General features: G+C 62.9%; 25 protein-coding genes. 16 read left to right on the top strand and 9 right to left on the bottom strand.

Features of this window, described 5'->3' with window-relative positions:
- The first annotated feature begins 2 nt into the window (after positions 1 to 2).
- The 6 genes from BLW08_RS21250 (at position 3) to BLW08_RS23985 (ending at position 8,693) form a co-directional block, all read left to right on the top strand.
- Positions 3 to 2,321 (top strand): FdhF/YdeP family oxidoreductase, encoded by a 2,319-nt coding sequence (locus BLW08_RS21250; RefSeq protein ID WP_091327906.1) that lies wholly within the window; start codon positions 3 to 5, stop codon positions 2,319 to 2,321.
- Positions 2,322 to 2,512: 191 nt separating this feature from the next.
- Positions 2,513 to 3,730, top strand: coding sequence for a formaldehyde dehydrogenase, glutathione-independent (fdhA, locus tag BLW08_RS21245; protein ID WP_090824051.1), 1,218 nt, complete (start codon positions 2,513 to 2,515; stop codon positions 3,728 to 3,730).
- Positions 3,731 to 3,834: 104 nt separating this feature from the next.
- Positions 3,835 to 5,061 (top strand): molybdopterin molybdotransferase MoeA, encoded by a 1,227-nt coding sequence (locus tag BLW08_RS21240; RefSeq protein ID WP_091327905.1) that lies wholly within the window; start codon positions 3,835 to 3,837, stop codon positions 5,059 to 5,061.
- Positions 5,062 to 5,190: 129 nt separating this feature from the next.
- Positions 5,191 to 5,997: an IclR family transcriptional regulator gene (locus tag BLW08_RS21235; RefSeq protein ID WP_091327902.1), complete on the top strand. Its 807-nt coding sequence runs from the start codon at positions 5,191 to 5,193 to the stop codon at positions 5,995 to 5,997.
- Between the two features lie 460 nt (positions 5,998 to 6,457).
- Complete coding sequence (locus BLW08_RS21225; protein WP_254780003.1) at positions 6,458 to 8,479, top strand: BCCT family transporter; 2,022 nt, start codon at positions 6,458 to 6,460, stop codon at positions 8,477 to 8,479.
- A 40-nt stretch (positions 8,480 to 8,519) separates the two neighbouring features.
- Positions 8,520 to 8,693 (top strand): hypothetical protein, encoded by a 174-nt coding sequence (locus tag BLW08_RS23985; RefSeq protein ID WP_175538792.1) that lies wholly within the window; start codon positions 8,520 to 8,522, stop codon positions 8,691 to 8,693.
- 93 nt (positions 8,694 to 8,786) lie between these two features.
- On the opposite strand, the gene BLW08_RS21220 is transcribed toward BLW08_RS23985, so the two are convergent.
- Complete coding sequence (locus BLW08_RS21220; protein ID WP_090823545.1) at positions 8,787 to 9,467, bottom strand: fasciclin domain-containing protein; 681 nt, start codon at positions 9,465 to 9,467, stop codon at positions 8,787 to 8,789.
- Positions 9,468 to 9,802: 335 nt separating this feature from the next.
- Between BLW08_RS21220 and BLW08_RS21210 the strand changes: the two genes are divergently transcribed.
- On the top strand, positions 9,803 to 10,375 hold the full coding sequence (locus BLW08_RS21210) for a GNAT family N-acetyltransferase (protein WP_091327898.1): 573 nt from the start codon (positions 9,803 to 9,805) through the stop codon (positions 10,373 to 10,375).
- On the opposite strand, the gene BLW08_RS21205 is transcribed toward BLW08_RS21210, so the two are convergent.
- On the bottom strand, positions 10,368 to 11,138 hold the full coding sequence (locus BLW08_RS21205) for an IclR family transcriptional regulator (protein ID WP_090823549.1): 771 nt from the start codon (positions 11,136 to 11,138) through the stop codon (positions 10,368 to 10,370). The two genes, BLW08_RS21210 and BLW08_RS21205, sit on opposite strands and share 8 nt — an antisense overlap.
- A 170-nt stretch (positions 11,139 to 11,308) precedes the next feature.
- Between BLW08_RS21205 and BLW08_RS21200 the strand changes: the two genes are divergently transcribed.
- Genes BLW08_RS21200 through BLW08_RS21190 form a run of 3 tightly spaced genes read left to right on the top strand, consistent with a single transcriptional unit; the run spans position 11,309 to position 13,966 of the window.
- The gene (locus tag BLW08_RS21200) at positions 11,309 to 12,025 is read left to right on the top strand and encodes a CoA transferase subunit A (RefSeq protein ID WP_091327895.1); all 717 of its coding nucleotides are present in this window, start codon (positions 11,309 to 11,311) and stop codon (positions 12,023 to 12,025) included.
- Positions 12,026 to 12,044: 19 nt separating this feature from the next.
- Complete coding sequence (locus tag BLW08_RS21195) at positions 12,045 to 12,755, top strand: CoA transferase subunit B (RefSeq protein ID WP_091327893.1); 711 nt, start codon at positions 12,045 to 12,047, stop codon at positions 12,753 to 12,755.
- Positions 12,752 to 13,966 (top strand): acetyl-CoA acetyltransferase, encoded by a 1,215-nt coding sequence (locus BLW08_RS21190; protein WP_091327890.1) that lies wholly within the window; start codon positions 12,752 to 12,754, stop codon positions 13,964 to 13,966. Before BLW08_RS21195 ends, BLW08_RS21190 begins: the two co-directional genes overlap by 4 nt.
- Here the strand turns inward: BLW08_RS21190 and BLW08_RS21185 are convergent, their stop codons facing one another.
- A complete protein-coding gene (locus BLW08_RS21185) occupies positions 13,967 to 14,689 on the bottom strand; it encodes an ankyrin repeat domain-containing protein (protein ID WP_091327888.1) in 723 nt (240 codons plus the stop codon).
- Positions 14,690 to 14,698: 9 nt separating this feature from the next.
- A complete protein-coding gene (locus tag BLW08_RS21180; RefSeq protein ID WP_175538791.1) occupies positions 14,699 to 15,271 on the bottom strand; it encodes a GlcG/HbpS family heme-binding protein in 573 nt (190 codons plus the stop codon).
- 160 nt (positions 15,272 to 15,431) lie between these two features.
- Between BLW08_RS21180 and BLW08_RS21175 the strand changes: the two genes are divergently transcribed.
- From BLW08_RS21175 to BLW08_RS21155, 5 genes are all read left to right on the top strand, one after another.
- Positions 15,432 to 16,589 carry a sensor histidine kinase gene (locus BLW08_RS21175; RefSeq protein ID WP_091327886.1) on the top strand — a complete coding sequence of 386 codons (1,158 nt, stop codon included), beginning with the start codon at positions 15,432 to 15,434 and terminating at the stop codon, positions 16,587 to 16,589.
- Positions 16,586 to 17,212 carry a response regulator gene (locus BLW08_RS21170; RefSeq protein WP_091327884.1) on the top strand — a complete coding sequence of 209 codons (627 nt, stop codon included), beginning with the start codon at positions 16,586 to 16,588 and terminating at the stop codon, positions 17,210 to 17,212. The genes BLW08_RS21175 and BLW08_RS21170 overlap by 4 nt, the downstream gene beginning before the upstream one ends.
- 27 nt (positions 17,213 to 17,239) lie before the next feature.
- Positions 17,240 to 17,806, top strand: coding sequence for an HdeD family acid-resistance protein (locus BLW08_RS21165; RefSeq protein WP_090823560.1), 567 nt, complete (start codon positions 17,240 to 17,242; stop codon positions 17,804 to 17,806).
- A 74-nt stretch (positions 17,807 to 17,880) separates the two neighbouring features.
- Positions 17,881 to 18,687: an exodeoxyribonuclease III gene (locus BLW08_RS21160; protein WP_090824055.1), complete on the top strand. Its 807-nt coding sequence runs from the start codon at positions 17,881 to 17,883 to the stop codon at positions 18,685 to 18,687.
- A 34-nt stretch (positions 18,688 to 18,721) separates the two neighbouring features.
- Positions 18,722 to 19,633 carry a DUF8083 family protein gene (locus BLW08_RS21155; RefSeq protein ID WP_091327882.1) on the top strand — a complete coding sequence of 304 codons (912 nt, stop codon included), beginning with the start codon at positions 18,722 to 18,724 and terminating at the stop codon, positions 19,631 to 19,633.
- A gap of 114 nt (positions 19,634 to 19,747) precedes the next feature.
- Here the strand turns inward: BLW08_RS21155 and BLW08_RS21150 are convergent, their stop codons facing one another.
- The 5 genes from BLW08_RS21150 to BLW08_RS21130 form a co-directional block, all read right to left on the bottom strand.
- Entirely contained in the window at positions 19,748 to 20,803 is a 1,056-nt protein-coding gene (locus BLW08_RS21150; protein ID WP_090823563.1) for a LacI family DNA-binding transcriptional regulator, read from the bottom strand.
- Positions 20,804 to 20,931: 128 nt separating this feature from the next.
- On the bottom strand, positions 20,932 to 21,204 hold the full coding sequence (locus tag BLW08_RS21145) for a hypothetical protein (RefSeq protein WP_090823565.1): 273 nt from the start codon (positions 21,202 to 21,204) through the stop codon (positions 20,932 to 20,934).
- Positions 21,201 to 22,085 (bottom strand): carbohydrate ABC transporter permease, encoded by an 885-nt coding sequence (locus BLW08_RS21140; protein ID WP_090823568.1) that lies wholly within the window; start codon positions 22,083 to 22,085, stop codon positions 21,201 to 21,203. The genes BLW08_RS21145 and BLW08_RS21140 overlap by 4 nt, the downstream gene beginning before the upstream one ends.
- 1 nt (position 22,086) lies before the next feature.
- Complete coding sequence (locus BLW08_RS21135) at positions 22,087 to 23,109, bottom strand: carbohydrate ABC transporter permease (RefSeq protein WP_090823570.1); 1,023 nt, start codon at positions 23,107 to 23,109, stop codon at positions 22,087 to 22,089.
- 84 nt (positions 23,110 to 23,193) lie between these two features.
- Complete coding sequence (locus BLW08_RS21130) at positions 23,194 to 24,486, bottom strand: ABC transporter substrate-binding protein (RefSeq protein ID WP_090823573.1); 1,293 nt, start codon at positions 24,484 to 24,486, stop codon at positions 23,194 to 23,196.
- Positions 24,487 to 24,739: 253 nt separating this feature from the next.
- Between BLW08_RS21130 and BLW08_RS21125 the strand changes: the two genes are divergently transcribed.
- Positions 24,740 to 25,141: a helix-turn-helix domain-containing protein gene (locus tag BLW08_RS21125; RefSeq protein ID WP_090823575.1), complete on the top strand. Its 402-nt coding sequence runs from the start codon at positions 24,740 to 24,742 to the stop codon at positions 25,139 to 25,141.
- Positions 25,142 to 25,143 lie beyond the last annotated feature (2 nt).

The raw sequence follows: 25,143 nt of genomic DNA, 5'->3' as shown, positions 1-25,143 counted from the left end.
CCATGCATTCCAAAGCTCCACGCGAGAACATTGACGAGTCAAAGCTGACCGTCACCAAACCCAAAACCAAGGCCGTAGGCATCCCCGCTGTTGCCAACGCCCTGAAAATTTCGCTGGAACAGATGGGACCGCTGCGAAGCGTCCAAACCCTTTTGGCCGTGAATCAGCTGGACGGGTTCGACTGCATGGGATGCGCCTGGCCCGAGCATGAAAAGCGCAACGCGGCAGAGTTCTGCGAGAACGGCGCCAAGGCAGTGGCCGAGGAGGCTACCCGCCGCCGCGTCACGCCGGAATTCTTCGCCCAGCATTCCATTGACGAGCTCAAAACCCGCGATGACTTCTGGCTCGGCCAGCAAGGCCGGCTCACCCACCCGATGTTCCTGGACGAAGGCGCTTCCCACTACAGGGCTATTGACTGGGACGAGGCCTATGACCTTATGGCCGAGGAACTGCGGGGCCTGGAAAACCCCGATCAAGCAGTTTTCTACACTTCCGGCCGGACCTCCAATGAAGCAGCGTTCGTCTACCAGCTGTTGGTTCGCGGCCTGGGTACCAACAACCTCCCGGACTGTTCCAACATGTGCCACGAGTCCTCCGGCTCAGCCCTGGTGGAAAGCATCGGCATCGGCAAAGGGTCCGTTAGCCTGACCGACCTGGAAACGGCATCGCTGATTTTCGTGGCCGGCCAGAACCCCGGCACCAACCACCCGCGCATGCTCAGCGCCTTGGAAAAGGCGAAGAAGAACGGCGCGATCATCGTGTCCGTCAATCCTCTTCCTGAAGCCGGGCTCCTGCACTTTGAAAACCCACAGCATGTGGCGGGCATGATCCAGGGGACCCAACTGACGGACGACTTCCTGCAGATCCGTGCCGGCGGGGACCAGGCTCTCTTCCAAGGCCTGGGCAAGTACCTTCTTGAGGCCGAAGCTGATGGCCGGAACACGCCAGGCCTGAAAACTGTCTTGGACCATGACTTCATCAACAACCACACGGTAGGTATTGATGACTACCTGCGCTACCTGGAGAAGGTGGAGTGGGATGACATCGTGGAGGCAACCGGCCTGACCCTGGAGCAGCTCCACTCGACGGGTGAGCGTCTGCTCGCCTCCAGTGCCACCATCGTGTGCTGGGCCATGGGACTGACCCAGCACAAGCATTCCGTACCCACCCTCCGCGATGTGGTCAATGTTCTGCTGCTACAAGGCAACATCGGCAAGCCCGGCGCCGGCGTCTGCCCTGTGCGCGGTCACTCCAATGTCCAGGGCGACCGCACCATGGGCATCTTCGAAAAGATGCCGGAGACGTTCCATGACCGGTTGGACCAGGAATTCGAGTTCCGCTCTCCCCGTGAGCACGGCTTTGACACCGTGGCGGCCATCCGCGCCATGCGGGACGGGAAAGTCCGTTTCTTCATGGGCATGGGCGGCAACTTCGTCCGGGCCGCTCCTGACTCCGACGTGACCGAACTGGCCCTGGCCAACACCCGGTTGAGCGTCCAGATCTCCACCAAACTGAACCACTCTCACCTGTCCACGGGTCGCCGGGCGCTGATCCTGCCCACCCTCGGACGCACCGAGAAGGACACCCAGCGCACAGGCGATCAGCGGGTCACCGTGGAAGACTCCATGAGCGCCGTCCACGCATCACGGGGACGCCTCAAACCCGCAAGCGAACACCTCCACTCCGAAGTGGCGATCGTCTGCAACCTTGCACACCGCCTGTTCACCGATGGCCACAGCCGCCTGCCCAACACGCCCCAGGCTGCCTGGCTGGCCATGAGGGACGACTACACCCTGATCCGGAAGCATATTGAGGCCGTCTTCGATGGTTTTGAGGACTTTGAAGCACGCATCCAGCATCCGGGCGGCTTTGTGCTGCCCCACCCGCCGCGCGACGCCAGGAAGTTCCACACCGCCTCCGGGAAAGCACACTTCACGGGCAACGAACTGGAATTCATCAAGATCCCGCCGGGCCGCTTGGTCCTGCAAACCCTGCGCTCACATGACCAGTACAACACCACCATCTACGGCAAAGACGACCGCTACCGCGGCATCCATGGTGGCCGGCGCGTGGTGCTCATCAACGCTGACGACATCACCGAGCTGGGATTTTCCGACGGCGACATGGTCCACCTGATTTCCGAGTTCCACGGCGTTGATCGCAAGGCTGAGGACTTCCGCATCGTCTCGTACTCGACGCCCAAGGGGTGCGCCGCCGCGTACTACCCGGAAACCAACGTCCTGGTGCCGTTGGACTCCGTGGCCGATACCAGTGGAACGCCTACCTCGAAGTCGGTGATCATCCGGCTGGAGAAAGCCTAGGCCAAACAACAGAATTCCATTTGTCCCGTTTTTCCACCCGTCAGTTATTTACCCGTCAGTTTTTTACCCGTCCAGTGGGCCGTAATTGGTGCTTCGGTGCCTGAAACCTGGGGAGGTATTTCCTCATCGAAGCACCGCTTTCGGATCATTGGGCAGCATTTTCAGTAACAGCCAAAGAATAGGGAGTGACCATGTCAGGAAACAGAGCAGTCGCCTACAAGGAACCCGGTGTCGTTGAGATCATCGACACTGACTACCCAACGTTTGAGCTCAAAGACGGACCGGGCGTCAACCCTGCCAATGTCGGACGGAAGGTGCCGCATGGCGCGATCCTCCGCACAGTGACCACCAACATCTGCGGTTCGGACCAGCACATGGTCCGCGGCCGCACCACAGCTCCGAAGGACCTGGTCCTCGGCCACGAAATCACTGGCGAAGTGGTGGAGGTGGGACCCGACGTCGAGTTCATCAAGGTAGGTGACATTGTCTCGGTCCCCTTCAACATCTCCTGTGGCCGCTGCCGGAACTGTAAAGAGCAGAAGACGGGCATTTGCCTCAACGTCAACCCTGACCGCCCCGGCAGCGCCTACGGTTACGTTGACATGGGAGGCTGGGTGGGCGGCCAGGCCGAGTTCGTGCTGGTCCCCTATGCCGACTGGAACCTGCTGCGCTTCCCGGACCGCGATCAGGCACTGGAAAAGATCATGGACTTGACCATGCTCTCGGACATTTTCCCCACCGGTTTCCACGGCGCCGTCACTGCCGGCGTGGGCGTGGGCTCCACGGTTTACGTCGCAGGTGCCGGGCCCGTGGGTCTCGCTGCCGCCGTGGGCGCACAGCTGCTTGGCGCCGCCGTCGTGATTGTGGGCGACATGAACGAGGACCGGCTGGCGCAGGCGCGTTCCTTCGGCTGCGAAACCGTCAACGTGTCCAACGGTGATCCCAAGGAGCAGATCGCACAGATCCTGGGGGTTCCGGAAGTGGATTGCGGCGTGGACGCTGTTGGCTTCGAAGCCCGCGGTCATGGCAAGGATGCCTCCCACGAAGCACCTGCCACCGTGCTGAACTCCCTCATGGACATCACTGCCGCCGGCGGGTCCCTGGGCATCCCGGGTCTCTACGTCACCGGCGATCCGGGTGGAATCGACGAGGCAGCCAAGCACGGCTCCCTCTCGCTGTCCCTCGGCACCGGTTGGGCCAAGTCCCTGTCCTTCACCACGGGGCAGTGCCCTGTGATGAAGTACAACCGTCAGCTAATGATGGCCATACTCCACGACAAGGTACAGATCGCCAAGGCCGTCAACGCCAAGGCCATCCCCCTCGAGGACGCTCCGCGCGGCTACGCCGAATTCGACGCCGGCGCCGCAACAAAGTTCGTACTGAACCCCAACGGCTACGTGAAGGCCTAGTTCATTACACATAACTGATACCGGGGACTGCGCGGCAAGAATTACGGGAAGGCCGTGCAGTTCCCGGTATCTGCATCACACCTCACTTCAGGAAGCGGGCATCAATGCTTGCACAAGCAACGTGCACCGAGGCTCTCACCTGGGCCGATGCGCGGCAATTGGCTTACCGCTGTGCCACGCCGCTCCCGTCCTTGTCGGTTAGCCTCCGCGACGCGATCGGGCGCACCTTGACCGGCCCGGTCACCGCCCATCAGGACCTGCCGCATTACGCATCCTCAGCCATGGACGGCTGGGCTGTTAACGGTACTGGCAACAGCACCGGACCCTGGATCCTGGCGGCATCCGGCATGCCGCTCGCTGCGGGTCAAGCGAGCGTGATCGCCACCGGAGGGCTCGTCCCACGTGGCGCCACGGCAGTCCTGCGCAAGGAAAGTGGGTTCGTCTCCGGGGACGGGTATCTTTCGCTTGGGCCCGATTCAAGGCCCGGCGAGTTGTCCCCTGGCCGGCATATCCGCCCCGCCGGAGAGGAAGCATCCGCCGGCGAACTGCTGGTTCCCGCCGGAACGGTCCTCAATCCTGCCCATATTGCGCTCGCCGCCGTGGCGGGGCACGACCACCTGCTGGTACAGCGCAAGCCACGTGTCGGCGTCGTACTGACCGGATCGGAAGTGGTGACCTCCGGCGAGCCTGCGGCGGGAAAGGTCCGCGACGCGTTCGGGCCGCAATTGGACGCCGTCATTTCGCAATTGGGCGGCGAACCCGCCGGCCAGCTCCGGATTGGCGATTCATACACTGAGTGGCTGTCCGCGCTCACACATGTCGATCACGGCCAACGCCCCGACGTCACCATCACCACTGGTGGGACAGGTAAATCCGGGACCGACCACTTCCGCGACGCCGTTGCCGCACTCGGCGGCCGGCTCCTGGTGGACGGGATCGCCATGCGTCCGGGCCACCCCGCTGTCCTGGCCGAACTCCCGGACGGACACTTCATCATCGGACTGCCGGGAAATCCACTGGCCGCCATGATGGCCCTCATGACCCTGGGCGAACCACTGCTGACGGCATTGGGAAACCGGCCGCTCCGGAAAGCCGGCATGATGACCTGCGGGGCGGACATTGATCCGGACCCAGGCCGCACACGGCTTGTGCCCTGCGTGGTCATCCACCACCTGGCCCTCCCTGCCACCCGCACGGGTCCGGGGATGATGCGGGGTCTTGCCGGGGCAGACGGGTACATGGCTGTTCCCCCGGAAGGTGTAGCAGCCGGCGCGTCTGTGGCTGTGCTGCCGCTGCCGTGGACAGCAGGAGGAGCCGCCATCAGCGCCTGAATCAGGTGGTTTCCCATGGTGTGAAAGGGTCCGTGCAAAACTCCGTCTAGGATGTGGAAAGACGAAGGTGCAGGCCGGGCAGGGCTACCAGCCCGGGGCCGCCTGCCTGGACAACGGACACGAGGCACCATGGCCGCACGCAACAACCCCGACATCGACAAGGACGCAGACGCCCAAGGCGGAGGCGTCCAGTCAGTGGACCGTGCCCTCCAGATCCTGGAAATCCTGGCCCGGGAAGGCGATGCCGGCGTGAGCGACATCGCCGAGGAGATGGGCGTCCACAAATCCACCGTGTCCCGGTTGGTGGGATCCTTGGTCAACCGTGAACTGGTCCGGCAGAACAGTGAACGGGGCAAGTACCAGCTGGGCTTTGGGATCCTCCGCTTGGCCTCATCCATCCCCGGCAGGTTGAGCGTTGTCCATGAGGCACGGGAAGTCCTGGAGGCGCTGGCCGCCGAGTACAAGGAAACAGTGAACCTTGCCGTGCTGCGGTCCAACTATGCAGTCAACGTGGACCAGGCCATGGGACCTTCAACACTGGCCACTTACGACTGGGTGGGTAGCCTGACGCCGCTGCATGCAACCTCCAGCGGCAAGGTTCTTCTTGCAGCACTGACCGCTGACGAAAGAAGCCAGGTCTTCAAGGCAGTGGGCCTGCCCGCGCGAACGCCACGGACCGTGACCAACCGCGGAGAATTGGAAAAGCAGTTGTTGGACGTTGCCCGCAACGGGTACGCCACAGTCCACGAAGAGTTTGAAATCGGGCTCACCGCCGTTGCCGTGCCCATCTTCAACCACGAGGGAAGCGTCATTGCCGCCGTGAGTATTTCCGGCCCCGCGTTCCGCTTTGCGCCCGAGGACCAGCCAAAACTCATCGACGGCCTCCGCGAGGCCGGCCTGACCATCAGTGCGAGGATGGGCTACAGGCGCCGGTAGCGTCACCGCGCGTCAGCCATACCTCATCACTTGCCGGGCGACACTCGCCAGTGTGACCTCGCTGCCTCTAGGCAGCCAAATTGATGCGCCATTCGCAACGTACGCCATGATACGCAACATTTCTCTTCCAGCCAATTGATATATCAATCTGCTGTTAAAGAGCGCAAATCCCTTGACTTTGGGTGTGACGGAGAGCACTCTGTTGCATAGCGCGGATGTTGTTGATTCCTGCGGAACACGCCTTGAGAGCATGGACCGTCGATCCAACCGCCCCCGTCCAACGAACCAGAAGAGGTACATCATCGCTATCGCCTGCCCGTTCCGTGACCGCGTACTCGGGGAGGCACCACGGCCCGCCATGACCATCGGATCGGAGGAAGACCCAACCTTCCCACCCAATCCATTCACCAAAGCCTCGTAGAAATGCAGGCTCATGACACGCCGAGCAAAGGACCCGCTCATGGCTATAAACAGTGAAACAAAACCGCTGACACCTGAGGAGTTACCTGCCAACGATCACGTGGCAGATTCCCCGGCTGCAGCCAGCCCCGCCCGCAGGGAAACGTCTGAAGAAGTCATCAGCGTCTCCCCCGACGAAGTCAATCTGGCAGCCCTCAACGCTGAGGATGGAGGCGCCGAGACCCTTCCCGATTCTGAAGAATATGCAGAGATCATGGAAGAGTTGCGCCACGCCAAGACCGAGCAGGCCGTTTCGGCCCGCCGGAACCGCAAACTTACCCTGGACAAAGTTACCTTCGGGATCACAGGCGCCATCGCCGTCGCCTTTGTGGTCTGGGGCTTCGTCGGAAGGGACAGCCTTTCTGAAACGTCCAAGGGCGCCCTGAACTGGGTCATGGAATACACAGGCTGGCTGTTCATGGTCCTCGCCTCATTGTTCGTGGTCTTTGTTCTGTGGCTTGCCCTTGGCAAGTTCGGCAACATCCCGCTGGGCAAGGACGGCGAGAAGCCCGAGTTCCGCACCGTCTCCTGGGTGGCCATGATGTTCGCCGCGGGCATGGGCATCGGGCTCATGTTCTACGGCGTCGCCGAACCGCTGTATCACTACATCTCGCCTCCCCCGGGCACGGTGGACGGCCGCACCCCCGCTGCCATCCAGACGGCCATGGCCACCTCCATCTTCCACTGGACCCTTCACCCCTGGGCCATGTACGCAGTGGTGGGCATTGCCATGGCGTATGGCACCTACCGCCTGGGCCGCAAGCAGCTGGTTTCCGCGGCCTTCACCTCGCTCTTTGGCATCCGCATGGTGGAAGGGCCGCTGGGTAAGTTCATCAATATCCTGGCCATCTTCGCCACGCTCTTCGGAACTGCCGCCTCGTTGGGCCTCGGCGCCCTCCAGATCGGCAGCGGCATGACGTCCAACGGCTGGCTGGGTGAGATCGGCACCCCCGTGCTGGTGGTCATCGTAGCGATCCTGACCTTCTGCTTCGTGGCATCAGCTGTTTCCGGCATCAGCCGCGGCATCCAGTGGCTGTCCAACATCAACATGGTGTTGGCCGTTGTCCTGGCCCTCATTGTGTTCGTAGCCGGGCCCACCCTGTTCATCCTCAATCTGATCCCCTCGGCTGTGGGTGACTACGCCCGTGACTTGGCTGAAATGTCCTCACGGACCGAAGCCGTGGGAGATGACTCACTGCGCAGCTGGATGACCAGCTGGACCATCTTCTACTGGGCCTGGTGGATCTCCTGGACGCCCTTCGTAGGAATGTTCATCGCCCGTATCAGCCGTGGCCGCACCATCCGCCAGTTCGTCACCGGCGTCCTGCTGGTGCCCAGCGTGGTCAGTGTCATCTGGTTCGGCATCTTCGGCGGAGCCGCCTTCCACGTTCAGCAAGAAGCAGACAAGGCCGGAACTCCAGGACTCGTGACCATGGTGGACGGTGCACCCTCCATCAACTTCGATGGCGCCCTCTTCGACCTGATCAAGAACCTGGGCATGCCTGGCTGGGCTACAGCGGCCGTCATTGTGCTTGCCATGGTCCTGGTGGCGATCTTCTTCGTCACCGGTGCCGACGCAGCCTCCATCGTGATGGGATCCCTCAGCTCCAACGGTGCCGAGCACCCGCGTCGAGGTGTGGTCATTTTCTGGGGAAGCCTCACCGGCGCAGTAGCAGCTGTCATGCTGCTTGCCGGCGGCGATAAACCTTCGGAAGCCTTGTCCGGCCTGCAACGAGTGACAATCGTGGCTGCCCTGCCCTTTGTGATCGTCATGCTGTTGCTCTGTTTCGCCTTGGTCAAGGACCTTCGCCGCGATCCCCTGCAATTGCATAAACGACTGGCCACCTCAGTGGTGGAACGGGCCATTCGCACAGGCGTCGAGCAACACGGCGGCGTTCAGTTCGATCTGGTCACCAAGCACGACTGCGCTGAGAAATGCCAGGACTCGGACTGTCCTGGCGGTACACACACCGGGACCATTCCGTTGGTGGGAAACCCCCAGCCGGAGTCCCGGGACAAGTAACCCGGCTGTCGGCCGATTCCCCCACACAGAAAGTTTCACCATGCCCAACTTCTCTGACCAGGACACGCTCCGTGTCACCACCCAAGCCACCGAGGACGCCACGCTCACCTTGGAAGCATCCAAGCCCGTGACTCTCCGGATCGAAGTGGACCGTTGCCCCTGCGGCTCTGACCACCGGACTGGTTCCTACGTCGACAGCGACTTCAGCCGCTAACGGGAGCACCCACAACACAACAAAGCAGGCGCCGGATTCCGGTGCCTGCTTTGTTATTGCTGCTTTGTTGTTGGTACCGCTGAAGGCTAAGGCCTATTTGGGCATCAGCACCGAGTCGATCAGGTAAACCGTGGCGTTGGCGGTCTTGACGCCACCGCAGATCACGTTGGAAGCTCCGTCAACCGTGAGGGCATCCTTGGTGCCACCAACGGTCACTTCGCCACCCTGAACAGTCTTGTGGGTGCCGACGATCTGGTCCGGGGTCAGCTGGCCGGGGACTACGTGGTAGGTGAGAATCTTGCTCAGCAGGGCATCGTCCGTCTTGAGCGTCTCGATTGTTGCGGGGTCGATCTTGGCGAAGGCATCGTCAACCGGTGCGAACACCGTGAATTCGCTGCCGTTCAGGGTGGAAACAAGGTCAACCTTGGGGTTGAGCTTTCCCGAAACAGCGGCGGTCAGGGTCTTGAGCAGCGGGTTGTTCGATGCTGCTACGGCTACCGGATCCAGGGCCATGCCGGCTACCGAACCGGCACCGTCCGGAACCTGTGCGGCGTAACCGGCGCAGCCGGGGCCCACGAGGTTGGCGGCCGGATCCATGGCGGCGCTGCTCATGGCGGAGGAGGACGGCGACGGTGCCGCAGACGACGGTGCCGCGGAGGAGGGTGCGGCAGACGAAGATGAGGGTGTGCTTGAGCCACCACAAGCCGTGAGTCCGAGAAGGGCGGCTGCAGTGAGGCCAACGAAGGCGAGGGCGGGGCGCTTTGTGGACAACATGTCATTCTCCTTGTTTTTGGAACCAGGGCGTTGGATCCATTGGGTGGTGGGACACGGTCTGCAAGTGCGGCTTTTGCTTCACCAGCGGTTTGTGTCTCACCAGCTATTCGGAGGATGGGACGGGGTGGATGGGTGCGGATTGAAAAAGTTTTTTTAAACCTTCGACGCCGGCACTCACCAGACGCTCATAGGCGCGGTCAAAGTGATGTTCGTCAACCAGGAACGCGTAATGCTGCATCTGGATGGGTAGCCGATCCGTGCGGGGCCGAAGCCCGACCCGGTCATCACGTCCGCAGGTCTGGCGGACTGGTGGAGGCCGATGGCAGGATGGGCGGATGGCTATCGAGGTTCGCCCCGCGACGGTGTTCGATGATGTGAAAACCATGGTGGGCCCCAAGAACCCGGACTCGAATGTGTGCTGGTGCCTGAGTTACCGGATTCCGTCCAAGTTGAACCAGGAACTCCAGAAGCAGGAACGCGGAAAGTTCGTGAAGAAGCTGGTGGCAGAGGACCCTCCGCCAGGTGTTGTGGCCTACGACGGCGATGAAGTGGTGGGCTGGGCGGCGGTCCACCCGCGCGCGGACACCACTTTTGCGAAGAATCGTAAGATCCCGCACGTGGATGAAGTCAATGTTTGGTCCGTGTGGTGCATTCGGGTGCGACCGGGGCATCGGGGCAAGGGCATTTCCCATGAACTGCTGCGGGGGGCCATCGACTTCGCCAAGAGCAATGGAGCACCGGCCATTGAGGGTTACCCGGTGGACAACAAGGGCGGCAAAGTGGACCTGACCATGGCCTACGTCGGGACGCGAAGGCTCTTTGAGAAGGCCGGTTTCAAGAAAGTGGCCCAAACGACGTCCGTCCTCAACGGCTTCCCAAGGGTGCTGATGCGTCTGGACCTCAGCTAGCTCCCTGCAGCCTCGCCGTCATCCGGTGCGCTTCCTCCAGCAACAGCCTGCCCAGGAATTCCTGACGGTCCGGGCGGAATCTGGGTTCAATTCCTGTCAGGGAGAGAGCCCACGCGGGCCGTCCCTGCTGGTCGAAGACGGCGGCGCCCATCCCCCAGCTTCCCTCAAGGATCAGCCCGGGATTGACGGAGTAACCAGTGAGCCGGGTCTGCTCCAGATTTCCCCGCACCACCTCTGCAGGATGTCCCACGGCGAACTCTCCGGCATGCGCAGGCCAGTCCCCCAACAGGAATTCCTGTTCTTCGGGAGGCAGGAAAGCCATGATGGCTGTTCCTGCCGAAGCCACGCCCAGCGGGAAGCGCACACCCTCGTGCAGCACGAAGGACCGCACCGGGAATGAGCCTTCTTCGCGCAGGACACACACGGTTTCATTTCCCCGCCGGATCGAGAAGAACGCGCTCTCCCCTGTCTCGGCGGCCAGCCGCCGCAGGGACGGGCGGGCAATGTCTTCCATGGGAAAGCGGGCCGCCGCCACCGATCCCAGCAGGAAAATCTCCGGGCCCAGCACCCATTTGCCGGAGCCCGAGTCATGTTCCAGCAGTCCTTCAGCAGCCAACGATGTCAGCAGTCGGTGCACGGTGGGCCTGGTCAGTCCGGATTCACGCACCAACCCCGCCAGAGACGTCCCTTCGGGCTTCCGACCCACCAGCCGCAACAGCAGGGCAACACGGCCCACCACCTGGGCTCCCTGTACCGCCACCATGCCTCCCTGGAAATTTCATCCACAATATGGACAGCATTCAGCCTATCGTCCACACAGTGAGTCGCCAAGAGGTACGGGCATTGACCACTCCCCGCCAGAATCCTAGGCTCCAACACAGAGTTAAAAAGTCCACAAAGTGGATACACGGCAAACTCAAAGAGGAGTCCAGAATGTCCATCATCCACGCGAGCGCAACCCAAGCGCTCCACGGCCTCATGGCAGACGGCTTGACCATCGCCGTCGGGGGCTTTGGCCTCAGCGGCATCCCCGCAGATCTGATCGACGCAGTCCGGGATTCGGGCGCCAAGGACCTCACCATCGTCTCGAACAACATGGGCGTGGACGGCAAGGGCCTGGGCGTGCTGATCGAGGCAGGCCAGGTCCGGAAGGTCATCGCGTCCTACGTTGGCGAGAACAAGCTCTTCGCCGAGCAGTACCTGGCCGGTCTGCTGGAGGTGGAGTTCACTCCGCAGGGCACGCTGGCCGAACGCCTCCGCGCAGGCGGCGCCGGCATCCCTGCCTTCTACACGCGGACGGGTGTGGGCACTTTGGTTGCCGAAGGCAAGCCGCTGGAAGAGTTCGACGGCGTGACGTACGTCCGCGAGCGCGCCATCACCGCCGACGTCGCCCTGGTCCATGCCCACACCGCCGATACCGACGGCAACCTGATCTACCGCTACACCGCACGGAACTTCAACCCCGTGGTGGCTACTGCAGGCGCAGTGACCATCGCCGAGGCCGAGGTCATTGTGCAGCCGGGCGAGCTGGACCCCAACCACATCGTCACCCCGGGCGTGTACGTGCAGCGGCTGGTGCAGGCGACCGCCCGGGTCAAGGACATTGAACAGCGCACCGTCCGGCAGCGCACTGAAGCACTCACGGTCTGAAGCAAAGGAGCACATCACCATGGCATGGACACGTGACACCATGGCCGCCATCGCGGCCGAAGAACTCAACGACGGCGACTACGTCAACCTCGGCATCGGCATCCCCACGCTGGTGGCCAACAACCTGCCCGACGGCGTGCGGGTGGTCCTCCAGAGCGAGAACGGCCTGCTCGGAATGGGGCCCTTCCCTTATGAGGGCGAAGAAGACGCGGACCTTATCAACGCGGGCAAGCAGACCGTTACCATCACTCCCGGCGGGAGCATTTTCGACTCCGCTACCTCGTTCGGCATGATCCGCGGCGGGCACGTGAAGGTGGCCATCCTGGGTGCCATGCAGGTGTCCGGCTCCGGGGACCTGGCCAACTGGACCATCCCCGGCAAGATGGTCAAAGGCATGGGCGGGGCCATGGATTTGGTGGCCGGGACACCGCGGGTGGTGGTCCTCACCGAGCACAACGCCAAGGATGGTTCGGCCAAGATCGTCACCGAATGCACGCTCCCGCTCACGGGGCTCAAGTGCGTTGACCGGATCATCACTGACCTGGCCGTTTTCGACATCGTTCCGGAAACGGAAGACCACGACGACGGCACCCGCCTGGTGCTGACCCGTCTCGCCCCGGACGTCACGCTGGAAGAGATCCGCGAAAAGACGGAGGCGGAGTTCACGGTCGCGCTCGACGCCCGCTCACCGGAAGCCGATGTACACACCCTCGAAGGAGCACACGCATGAGCCTGAAAGACCAGTTCGGCAAAGACATCCTGCTCACTGGATGGGGCCACAGCAAGTTCGGCAAACTGACCGATGACACACTGGAGTCCTTGATCGTCCAGGTTGCCGGGGAGGCCATCAGCAACTCCGGGCTGGACCCCAAGGACATCGACGAGATCTACCTGGGCCAGTTCAACTCCGGCATGCAGCCTCTGGGCTTCACGTCGTCCTTGGCCCTCCAGCTCTCGGCAGATTTGGCCAACGTTCCTGCCACCCGCACGGAGAACGCCTGCGCCTCGGGTTCAGCCGCGTTTCAACAGGGAGTCAAAGCAGTGCTCGCCGGCACGGCCCGGAACGTCTTGGTGATCGGCGCTGAGAAGATGACCGACGCCGGTGCTGACGTTGTGGGGGCAGCCCTGCTCGGCGCTTCCTACGAGATGGCCGGCAAGGCGTCTTCCACCGGATTCACGGGCCTGTTCGCAGAGGTGGCAAAGCATTACGGCAAGCGTTACGGCGCCCACATCGCCGGGCCAGGCTTCGAGGCCGGCCTGGGTGACGTCCTCGGTTCCATCGCCGCCAAGAACCACCGCAACGGCATGGACAATCCGTACGCCCAGATGCACCGGGACTTCGGTGTTGAGTTCTGCCGGACCATTTCGGACAAGAACCCCATGGTGGCCGAACCCCTGCGCCGCACAGACTGTTCGCCGGTCTCGGACGGTGCGGCCGCCGTCGTGCTCTCAACCTCGGCTACCGGGGGCGCAACAGCACCAGTGCGTCTCGCCGGCTTTGGCCACGCCAACGATTTCTTCCCGGCAGAGAAGCGCGATCCCACCGAGTTCGCCGCCACCAGAGCGTCCTGGGAGCGCGCCTTCGCCATGGCGGGCGTCGGCATTGAAAGCTTGGACTTCGCCGAGGTGCACGACTGCTTCACCATCGCAGAACTCATCATGTATGAGGCCATGGGCCTGACACCCCGCGGCGAAGGCTCGCGCGCCATCCAGGAAGGGTGGGTCTTCAAGGATGGCAAGCTGCCCATCAATGTCTCCGGCGGCCTGAAGGCGAAGGGCCATCCGGTGGGCGCCACGGGTGTGTCGCAGCACGTCATCGCCGCGATGCAGCTCAGCGGCACGGCCGGGGACATGCAGTTGCCCCATGCCCGCCGCGGCGCCGTCCAAAACATGGGCGGCGTGGGCATCGCCAACTACGTGAGCGTGCTGGAAGCGCTGTAGCTAACGGGACCGGATCAGGGCCGCGATCTCCGTAAACCCGAGCCGCTCTGCGTTCTGCAGGGCGGTTCGGCCTTGGGGGTCGCGGATATCCGGGTTGGCTCCCGCTGCGAGAAGCTGCCGGACCACGTCCTGCTGATTCGGCCCGCCATTGTTGAGCAGGATGGCTTCCTGCATGGCGGTCCAGCCCAGGTTGTTCACATGGTCCACGGGCACACCCGCGGAAATCAGGATCCGCACGGTGTCTGTGTGCCCGTGTTCGCTCGCCGGGATCAGGGCCGTGCCGCCGTACCGGTTGATGCTGCGTACGTCCGCCCCGGCGTCCAGGGTCAATTGAAGAACCTCGTTGAAGCCCTCAGCCCCCGCGTACAGGAAAGCGGAGTCCTGGATATCGTCCTTGGCGTTGACGTTGCCGCCGGCCACGATCAGTTCGCGCACCTTCGCAACATCGTTGGCTTTGGCGGCGAGGATCAGGAGTCGGTCGGTTTCCATCTGGGCCTCCGGTGAGAGTTTGGGCGGCGCTGAGACTTGGGACGGCGCTGAGATTTGGGGCGGCACAGCGGACGACGACGGGACGGGACTTACGCTCGACGGCGCAGCCGGGCTGGAAAGTGGGGAAGCCGCCGTCGTGCCGTTCTGCCTTGGAGCCGCGGCCGGCGCGCAGCCGGCCACGAACCCGGCGACCAGAATCGCCGCTCCCAAGGCCAAGCCGCGCGCGTTCCGCATGTTCACAGGCTACTTCGCAGCCGCAGCCAAGGCATCCGCGCCGGCGGTGGCGCAGGCCTCGTCCAGGGCACCGTCTGGAGCGCCGCCGACGCCGATGCCCGCCACCGATACACCGTTGACCTTCAGCGGGACACCGCCAGCCAGGAAGAGGGTGCCGGGGAGGTCGGCGATGGACGGGCCGTTGCCGTTGATGCGCTTGGCGAGCTCGCTGGTGGGGGCGCCGAATGCAGCTGCCGTATAGGCCTTCTGCTTGGCGGCCTCGATGGTGTGCTCGGCGGCGTTGTCACCACGGAGGAGGGCCTGGACAGTGCCGAAACGATCCACCAGGGCAACGGTGACAAACGGCAGCTTGTCAGCCTGGCACTTTGCGAGCGCAGCGTTGACGGCCTTGCTGGAAGCACCCACGGTGATGCGGTTCTGTGCCACCACGTTTTCCGGGGCGGGCTGGACGTCTGCGGGAGCCTTGGCGGGGGCGGCAACCGGTGCTGCAGGTGCCACGGCGTTGGCCACGGCCGTGATTCCGCCGGTGAGCAACAGTGCTCCGGTAGCGGCGGCGGCAATCATTTTGTTGGACTTCTTCACGGAGTTCTCCTCGTAGTAAGCATCGGGTACATCTCCATGCTTCCGAAAAGCCGCCCATGGCCACATCGGCCTGAAGCAGACCACGGCCTCATCCCTTCCGCCGGCTGTATCAGCCAAAAGGTGGAGAGACCAGCAACCGTGCGGCATCTAGCATGGAGAGATGCCCCTTGCCCTTCCACGGACTGCGCCCAGCGGCCGGATCGATGGCCGGATCGACGCCGTGGTGCACCTTGGTTTCGCCGTGCTCATGGTGGCATCGGCCGTCCGGTACGTCATGCGCCACTCCCCCGCAGACAACCTGTGGACGGTGGCCCTGGCAGCCGCAGTGTGTGCGCTGTACGCCGTCACCGCTGTCTTGGCGCATCGACGCGCAGCCCAACGGCGTCCCCTGTGGATCCCCTGGATGGCCGCCCTGGTGGTTGCGTGGGCCGCACTGGTGATCGTCGCCCCGAGCTTCGCGTGGTGTTCCTTCGCCATTTTCTTCCTGACGCGCACAGCCTTCCGCGGATGGGCCGGCTACGTTGCCGGGGGCGCGACGGCGGCCGCAACCGCCGTCGGGCTCTTCCGCATGAGTGACTGGACGGACGTGGCCATGCTGCTCGGACCGCTTGCGGCGGGCGCCCTGCTTACCCTCATCTACGACAAAATCGAGCGCGACCAGGAGCGGCTCGCCGCCAGCGAACGGGCGGCCGGGATCGCCACGGAACGCGAGCGCGTTTCCCGTGAAATCCACGACACCGTCACGCAAGGCCTCGCCAGCAGCCTGCTCCTCCTGGAAGCCGCCCAGCGATCCTGGCCCGCCAAGGCCGCGCAGGACGATGTTCGGCATGCCACCCACCTCTTGCGTCGAAACCTGGCCGACACCCGCAGCCTGGTGCATGAGCTCTCGGCACCAGGGCTCGAGTCCGGACCCCTTCCTGAAGCCTTGGAACACGCAGCACGCCAGCACGTGGACAGCATCCGTGTCCAGGTCACTGGCGAGGCACGCCAACTCCCGCCCGAGGTCCGGCACACCCTGCTCCGCGTCACCCAGAGCGCCGCGGCCAACATCAACCTCCACGCCCACGCAGACCATGCCAGCGTGACCTTGGGGTACCTTCCGGACGCCGTCACCTTGGACGTGTTCGACGACGGCCGCGGCTTTGATCCCGGAGCGGTACCTCCGCCGTCGGAGGCCGGGGGTTACGGGCTGCGGGCCATGCGGCAGCGCGTGGAGCAGTTAGGCGGAGAATTGTCGGTAGAGAGCTCACCCGGCGAGGGCACCATCATCGCGGCCCAGCTCCCGCTGCCCGTGGATCCATCCAAGGAGGGCCTGTGACCACCATTTCCGTGCTGCTCGTCGATGACCACACTGTGGTGCGGAGCGGACTCAAGGCGCTGCTGGGCACCCAAGCCGATATCGCCGTCGTCGGTGAAGCCGCATCCGGCGAGGAAGCGCTGGAGGCGGCCCAAGAGCATCAGCCAGCGGTCATCCTGATGGACTTGGCGATGGGCGCGGGGATGGATGGCATCGAGGCGATCCAGAAGCTGCGCCAGCGCACCCCCCAGCAAGCAATCATCGTGTTCACCACGTATGACTCCGATGCGGACATCGTCCGCGCCGTGGACGCCGGTGCGATGGGCTATTTGCTCAAGGACGCCGCCCCAGGGGAGATCTTCGCGGCCGTCCGCGGGGCAGTGCAGGGGAAGAGCGTGATGAGCGCACCGGTGGCCTCGCGGTTGTTCCAACAATTGCGGAACCCGGAGGAGATCCTCACCCCGCGCGAAGCCGAGTTGCTCAGCCTGCTGACGCAAGGCCTCAGCAACCGTGACCTCGGGAAACGCCTGTTCATTTCGGAGGCAACCGTCAAAACCCACCTCGCCCACATCTACGCCAAGCTCGGGGTGGAAACACGTGCGGCGGCCATTGCAACAGCCATCCGGCGCGAGGGGATGCGGTAAGGACGGGTGGTTGGTTACGCTGACCCTATGTCGGACGCAGCGGATCGCAAAATGTTCAAAACCCCCGGAACTGCTTTGCTGGTCCGGGGAGTCCTCGCCATCGTTTTTGGCCTGTTAATCGTTGCTTTGCCAAGCGCCACGGTATTCGTGGTGGTGGTCATGTTCGGAGTTTTCGCGATCATTGACGGCATCACCAGCGTGGCCCACTACTTCTATGATCCGGCGGGCCGTTCCCGTTGGACTGTGGCGGGCGGTTTTATCTCCATCGCCGCCGGCATCCTCGCCATTGCCTGGCCCGGGATCACGGCCGCAGCAATCGGCGTCCTCATCGGTTTGTGGGCTTTGGTGCTGGGTCTCTCTCAGATCATCCTGTCCCTCGCTGCCCGGGAGTTTGTCCGGGGCTGGGGCATCTGGTTCCTGACGGGCCTCCTCACCACCGTGTTCGGCATTATTGTCCTGGTCAATCCTGGCCTGGGATTCCTGGGCCTGGTGGGAATGCTGGCGGCCTTTGCCATCGTGACGGGCTTGTTGCTGATCGCCTCGGGCATCGGCCTGCGCAAACTTGCCCATTCGCAGCCCCTTTACGGTCACTGATCTTTGGACTCCGCCCGGCAGTAATCCTCCGTTGGGGGGATGCGCTCAGCGCCAAGTTCGGTAAGTTAGTGGCTGTGAAGATAGCTACCTGGAATGTGAACTCCCTCCGTGCCCGTGCCGACCGCGTTGAAGCGTGGCTTGAGCGCAGCGACTGCGATGTCCTGGCCATCCAGGAGACCAAGTGCAAGGACGAGAACTTCCCGTGGGAGCTCTTTGAGCGCATGGGCTACGAGGTTGCGCACTTCGGTGTGAACCAGTGGAACGGTGTTGCCATTGCCTCCCGCGTTGGTTTGGACGACGTGGAGCGTACCTTCCTGGACCAGCCGGCGTTCGGCAAGGCCGGCAAGGACCCTGCCCAGGAAGCCCGCGCCATTGCCGCCACCTGCGGCGGCATCCGGATCTGGAGCCTCTATGTTCCCAACGGCCGTTCCCTGGACGACGAACACATGCCGTACAAGATCAAGTGGCTGGACGTCCTTCAGGGCCACGCCGCCGAATGGGTAAAGTCGGATCCCAAGGCCCAGATCGCCCTCATGGGTGACTGGAACATCGCCCCGTTCGACGACGACGTCTGGGACATCGAGCTCTTCCGCACCAATAACTACACGCACGTCAGCGAACCCGAACGCGCGGCCTTCCATGCGTTCGAGGCTGCCGGTTTCACCGACGTCGTCCGTCCCTACACACCTGGCCCCGGCGTCTACACCTACTGGGACTACACGCAGCTGCGCTTCCCCAAGAAAGAAGGCATGCGCATCGACTTCTGCCTGGCATCCCCGGAGCTGGCCGCACGGGTCACGGGTGCCTCGATTGACCGCGAGGAGCGCAAGGGCAAGGGCGCCTCGGACCATGCTCCCGTCATTGTGGAGCTCGCAGACTAAGTAAACGCTCACCGACGAAAGGGGCCGGCTGGACATGACTGGAAACCTGTACCGGGGCCAGGCGGGACTGCCGTTCTCTTCGTCGCTGCGCATATACGAGCCCCTTGAAGCCTTTCCGCCTGAGCAGCAGCGCCAGCTCGTGGCGGAGAGCGGCAGGATTGGTTCCCGGGCCGCCGTCGAAAATGCGGAGCTGCAAGCGTCGCTGGGTCGCATCACCCGCTCAGGCGGCGACCCCTTCCCCACCGGCCGCACTGACCTGGTGCGCATGACGCGGGTTCCTCCCGGACGGCACGCTGCGCCCGGCAACGCCGCCAGCGGAGCCGCCGGCGGCAAAGAAGCGGACGACGCCGGGCGGCTGCTTTACTGCCCCAGCCAACTGGTGATTCGGGCCGGTTTGGCAGCCAACGCGCTCATGGATGGCGTGCACAGTCCCCTGGCCGACCTCCTCATCCCCGTTTCGCAACGGGATAAGCATCAGGTCCGGATTGACCGCATCAATGCCGGGGAAGGCGCCAAGCGTGTGCATACCCGTGCCTCCACATGGGGAATCCCGTTCAGTTGGTTCTCGCTCTTCGCCGAGTCGGACCGCAAGGACGTTGTGGAATCCGAGGGTCGCATTCTGACCGTGCGGGTGTGGACGCCTTTAACAGAGGCACTGGACCGGGCGCGCTTCGCGGTGGCCCATTTGGCGCTGGCAGCACCAGACCTGGACATGCTCGACGACCTGACGCAGCTTACGGAGTGGCTGGAATTGTTCCATGTCCAGTCCATGGTGGAGCTGGACTACGGGGCTGTGGCTGACAAGGTCTACCCGGACGAGTCCCCCATGGATGTGCGCCTTGGCATCGAGTGCCTGGCCGAGGGCGACATGACCGGCGCGGCAGCGGCGTACCGACGCCTTGCCTCGCGCTGGATCCCCATCCGGCAACTGGCCCGCGCTTCCTAGACTGGGGTGCGGTTCCTAGACTGCATTGTTCCGGCACCCGCATCGGTGCGCGCTAGCTGAGGGCACGGTGTCGGGCACGGCTGAGCGCTAACAATTAATCGGCGCGACGGCGGCTTACCGCCGGGATGGCGGCGCCGTTGTCTCGCGAACTATCAGCTTGTGGGGTGCAACCTGTGAGCGGACAGCCCCGGAGATCCCATCCAGCTCGTCCAGCAGCATCTTGGTGCCCAGCTCGGCCTGGTCATCAGGCCGTTGACCCACAGTCGTCAGACCCAGCGATGCGGAGAAGTCATGATCATCGATACCGATCACTGACAGGTCCTCCGGCACCCTGACGCCGTTGCGTCCGGCCTCGAAAATCACGCCCATGGCCATCTCGTCAGACGAGCAGAAAATCGCAGTGGGTTTGCGGCCGGGCTGGCTCCAGAGCCGGTTGAACGCCTGCTGACCGCTGGGAACAGTGAAATCGCCCCACTGGTCCCATTCCGGGCGGACTTCCAGGCCGGCGTCGGTCATTACCTCCTGGAAAGCCCGGATCCGCACGCGGGGAACGTCGAAGTTAAGGTCCGTTTCGTCGTCGCCGTGGAGCAACGCAATATCCGTGTGCCCCAAGTCCAATAGGTGCCGCACCGCCGTGGACGCGGCGTCGTAGTCGTTGATGCCAATGTAGGCGCAATCCTCAACGTGGCCGCCCACCACCACCAGCGGAATGTCGATCTTGTGGAGATGCTCGAGTTCCTCCTCGGTCAAGGACATGCAGAGCACCAGCAGGGCATCGATCTGCTTGTAGACCATGGTGGAACTGAAGAGCCGCTCACGGTTGCTGCCGTGGCCGCCGAGGTTGAACAGCGAAAGGTTGTACTTCCTGGAATGCAGTTCCCGGTCCGCGCCCTCAATAGCCTTGGAGAAGAACCACCGGCTGACGAACGGCGCCAGGACGCCGATGGTCCGCGTGCGGCCCGTCGCCAGGCCGGAAGCCGACGACGACGCTACATACCCCAGGGAGCTGGCTACCTCGAGGATCTTCTCGCGGGTTGCCGGGGAAACCCTGGGCAATCCCCTGACTGCTCGGGAGACGGTCGCCGTCGAGACGCCCGCCGCTGCGGCAACATCTTCAATGCTGACGCCAGCGTGGCCGCCGCGTTGGGACCGTTCGTTTGTTCTTGCCACTCAAGCCCCCTCAATAATGCATGCCGAAGCCGAGGGCTCGTTCCCGGACGGCACGTCCCAGCCTAATCCGCGTGTGTCCCCTTCGCCGACTTCGCGCAGGTTATTGCGTCACCCAACTCCCCTGTGGTTCAACTGAGGCGCCGTGAAGTCCTCCTGGGCAGCTTTTTACGCAGACGCAGCATTCCCCAGAGCGCCAGGACAATGGCCAGAAGACCCAAAGCCCATCCGACGGCCGGTTGGCCCGTGACTTCCATGACGATGGTTGTCACCAACAGGACCAGCGCCCAGAAACCCAGGAAACCGATGATGATGTCGAAGTCCTCGGCGGACCGGACACGCTTGGTGTCCGGATCCGCTTTCCTGGTGGAGGCGTCCCGTCTTCCGCCAGCCGAACCACTCACTTGACAGCACCCGCCGTCAGGCCGGCAACGATCTTCCGTTGGAACACAAGAACCAGGATCACCAAGGGAATGGTGACCACCGTACCTGCAGCCATGACAGCTGTGTAGGGTTCCTGGTGCGGTTGGGCACCGGCGAAGTACGCGATGGCCACCGTGACGGTCTTCGTCGCGTCGTTGGACAGCTGGCTTGCGATCAAGAACTCGTTCCATGATGCGATGAACGCGAGAATTGCTGTGGTGAAGGTGGCGGGAGCTGCCAGGGGCAGGATGACCTTGCGGAATGCCTGCCCTTGCGTGCAGCCGTCGATGCGAGCCGCTTCTTCAAGTTCCCACGGCATTTCGCGGAAGAACGAGGTCAACGTATACACAGTCAGCGGAAGCACGAAGGAGATATTCGGGATGATCAGGGCCTGATAAGTACCGAACCAGCCGATGTTGGTAAACAACTGGAACAGCGGGGTTACCAAGGCAACGCCGGGGAACATGGAAGCTCCCAGGATGAAGCCCAGGACAACGAACTTGAACCGGAAGTTCAGCCTGGCCAGTGCGTAGGCGGCGAACACGCCCACTACCAACGCGACAACAGTAGTCACCGCGCCCACGATCAGGCTGTTCAACAGGTTCTTGCCGAAGTGGTTGCCCAGGCTCTCATCGAACACGGTGGTGAAATTATCCCAGGTCACGTGGGTGAAGAACGGGGTGGTGTCGAAGGTGTACCCGACTTCCCTGAAGGCCGTGACAACCATCCAGTAGAACGGGGCCAAGCACCAGACCAGGATGATGACTGCGCTGATGTAGGTGCGGAATGATCCCCAGTTGAACGGGCGTTTCGGACGCTCCGTCCGTTCGGTTGAAGTCCTCGAAGCTGTGGCTGTGCTCATCTCACTTGGCCTTTCCGGACGTTGTGGCGGCATCGACTGCATTTGCCCCGAGGAACCGGACAAAGATGAAGGCCACCAGGAAGATCACTATGAACGTAATAGTGGATAGCGCCGCAGCGGTATTGAATCCTTGCCGGATCTGCTGCACCACCAAAATGGAGAGCGTGGTGGTGCCGTTGGCACCCTGGGTCATGATGGCCGGGAGGTCGTACATGCGCAGGGCGTCCAGCACGCGGAACAGGATAGCCACCATAAGGGCCGGCTTTACCAAAGGCAGCGTGATCAGACGGAATCGCTGCCACGTGGAAGCGCCGTCCACCTTTGCTGCCTCATAGACTTCGTCCGGAATCAGCTGCAGGCCTGCAAGGATCAGCAAGGCCATGAAAGGAGTGGTCTTCCAGACATCGGCAATGATGATGGCCCACTTGGCGGGCCATTCAGAACCCGTCCAGAGAATCTGCGTGCCAAAGAGTTTGTTGGCAATGCCTTCGAAAGCGAAGATGAAGAACCAGAGCTTGGCGGTGACAGCCGTCGGGATGGCCCATGGCACCAGGACGGCCGCGCGGATCAGGCTACGTCCGCGGAAAGCGCGCGCCATGATGATCGCCATCCAGAAGCCCAGGACAGTCTCAAATGCCACCGTGACCACGGTGAAGAAGAACGTTGTACCCATGGAGTCCCAGAACTGGGCTCCCAAGGTACCGGGAGGACAGGCCACCGTGCCGCCGCCCGGCGCCGTGCACTGCTGCAAAAGCCAGTGGATGTAGTTATCAAAGCCGGCCGGTCCGCCTTCGGAGAAAAAGCCCGTGGCCGGATCCAGGCCGGAGTCCTTTTGGAAGGACATGACGATCGCGTTGATCACCGGGTAGATGATCACGATCGCCAACAGGATCAGTGACGGCGCCAGAAGCGTGTACGCCCACCGCCCTTGGGTGACTTGCTTCCGGTCGGCACTTTCGCGACCGGGCAGCCTGTGCCCGGCAGCCGCCGTCGTGGTCTGCGGTTTTTCAAGTTCTGTTGACATGTCAAGACTCCTGTCAGGGAGAAGGCCGTCGCCGACAGTCCGGCCGCCCGTCAGCTACGGGCGACCGGACCACGGCACGGATGGTTACTTTGCTCCGGCCGACTCAATTGCCTTCTGCATGTCGGAGATTGCCGTATCTACGGTCTTCTCTCCCTTGAGGGCTGCATAGGCGTTGTCCTGGACAGCCTTGGTCACTGCCGGGTAGAACGGCGTCACGGGACGCGGAACCGCGTTCTCGATGGACGTCTTCAGGACCGGCAGGTACGGCAGCTTGGCTACGAGTTCCTGATCGTCATACAGCTTGGTCAGCACCGGAGCCAGCGAACCTTGGGTTGCGTAGAACCGCTGGGTCTCTTCACTGGCGATGTACTTGATGAAGTCCGTCACCGTGGCCTTGTTCTTGGAGTAGACGCTCATGGCGATGTTGTGACCGCCCAGCGAGGAGGCGCCGGGGCCGTCCTTGCCCGGAAGCGGGGCCATCTTGAACGTGTCCTTCACTGTGGAGGAGCCGTCAGTCTTGGCCAGGTTGTAGACGTAGGGCCAGTTGCGGTGGAACAGCAGTTTGCCGGCTTCAAACGCCTGGCGGCCTTGTTCCTCCTGGAAGGTGATGGCCTCCGTGGGGATGTTGCCGTCCTTGTAAGCGTTGACCAGGTTGGTCAGGCCGGCCTTCGCCTCATCGGAATTCACGGCCGCCTTGCCGGAGTCGTCAACAATCTTGCCGCCGGCTGAGTTGATGGCCTCCGCAGCGTTAACAGTCAGGCCCTCGTACTTCTGGAACTGGCCTGCGTAGCAGCCGATGTTGTTCTGCTTGGCGATCTCGCACATGCCCATCATCTCGTCCCAGGTCTTGGGCGGGTTGGGCACGAGGTCACCACGGTAGTAGAGGATGCCGCCGTCAGAGCTCTGCGGTGCGGCGTACAGCGTGTTGTTGTACGTGGCGCTCTTCACGGTGGACTCAAGCATGCCATCCGTGGAAATTGCGGTCTTGTCCTTGAGGGGCTGGAGCCATCCCTTGGCTGCGAACTCCGCAACCCAAATGAGGTCCACGCTCATGACGTCGTAGTTGGTGTTCTTGGCCTGGAAGTTCTGAACAAGGTCATCGTGCTGCTGGTCAGCTTGGTCCGACTGCTCCTTGAACGTCACCTTCTCATCCGGGTGCGCGGCGTTCCACTTCTCGATGAGCGGCCTGACAACGTTGCTGTTGTCCTTGCCTTGGACATAGGTGATCGGCCCGCGGCCGTCAAGGTTGTTGGCTGCGTCGCCGGAGGCACCGCCGGAGCTGGTGCTTCCACCTCCCCCGCCGCCACCACAGGCAGTCAGGGACATAGCCAGGACTCCGGCAATGGCCGCCGGAAGCAGGAATTTTTTGGATTTCATGCTGGGAACTCCTCGGTGAGTGGACCAGGTTTTTCCGCGGTGCGGTTATGTGGTGAGCCTCACATTAGTCACGGGGAGGGCAGAAATGCAAGCGCTTACACGCACCGTGACCACAACGATACCAAGTAGCCTGTCTGTTTTCATGAAGGGTCGTCCGCTCGACTGCACGGGCGACATTTTGCCCCGGCCATTCAGTGCGGATCAGCGCTTCCCGATTTGTTTACCCAGTGTTGCCTATGGAAAAGTAGGAAGCGTGGATGAACTTGAAGCACTACAGACCATCGGCCGCCTGATCAAAGAGGAACGCTTGGCCCAAGGTCTGAGCCAGGTGCAGTTGGCCAAGCAGGCAGGGACCGCCATCAAGACAGTCCGGACGCTGGAATCAGGGACGCGGCGCACGCAGGAAATCAACCAGCGCAAACTTGAGCACGCCCTGGGCTGGCGGTCCGGTTCGGTCTCTGAAGTCCTTAAGGGCAAGTCCACCTTCGCGCCGGACATGATCACCCCCGATGACATGCGCTCCAGCGACGAAGCGCGGCAAGGGCCGCCCCGTGTCACCGTTCCCGCTGCGCCCATTGCCCGGGCATCGCACCTCTCCGACGAAGAACTCCTCGCCGAGCTCACGTACCGGATGATGCACCGCAACCGGGGCTAGGC

This window comes from Arthrobacter sp. cf158, assembly GCF_900106835.1.
Classification (GTDB): Bacteria; Actinomycetota; Actinomycetes; order Actinomycetales; family Micrococcaceae; genus Arthrobacter.
This window is presented reverse-complemented; position numbering and strand designations above follow the sequence as displayed.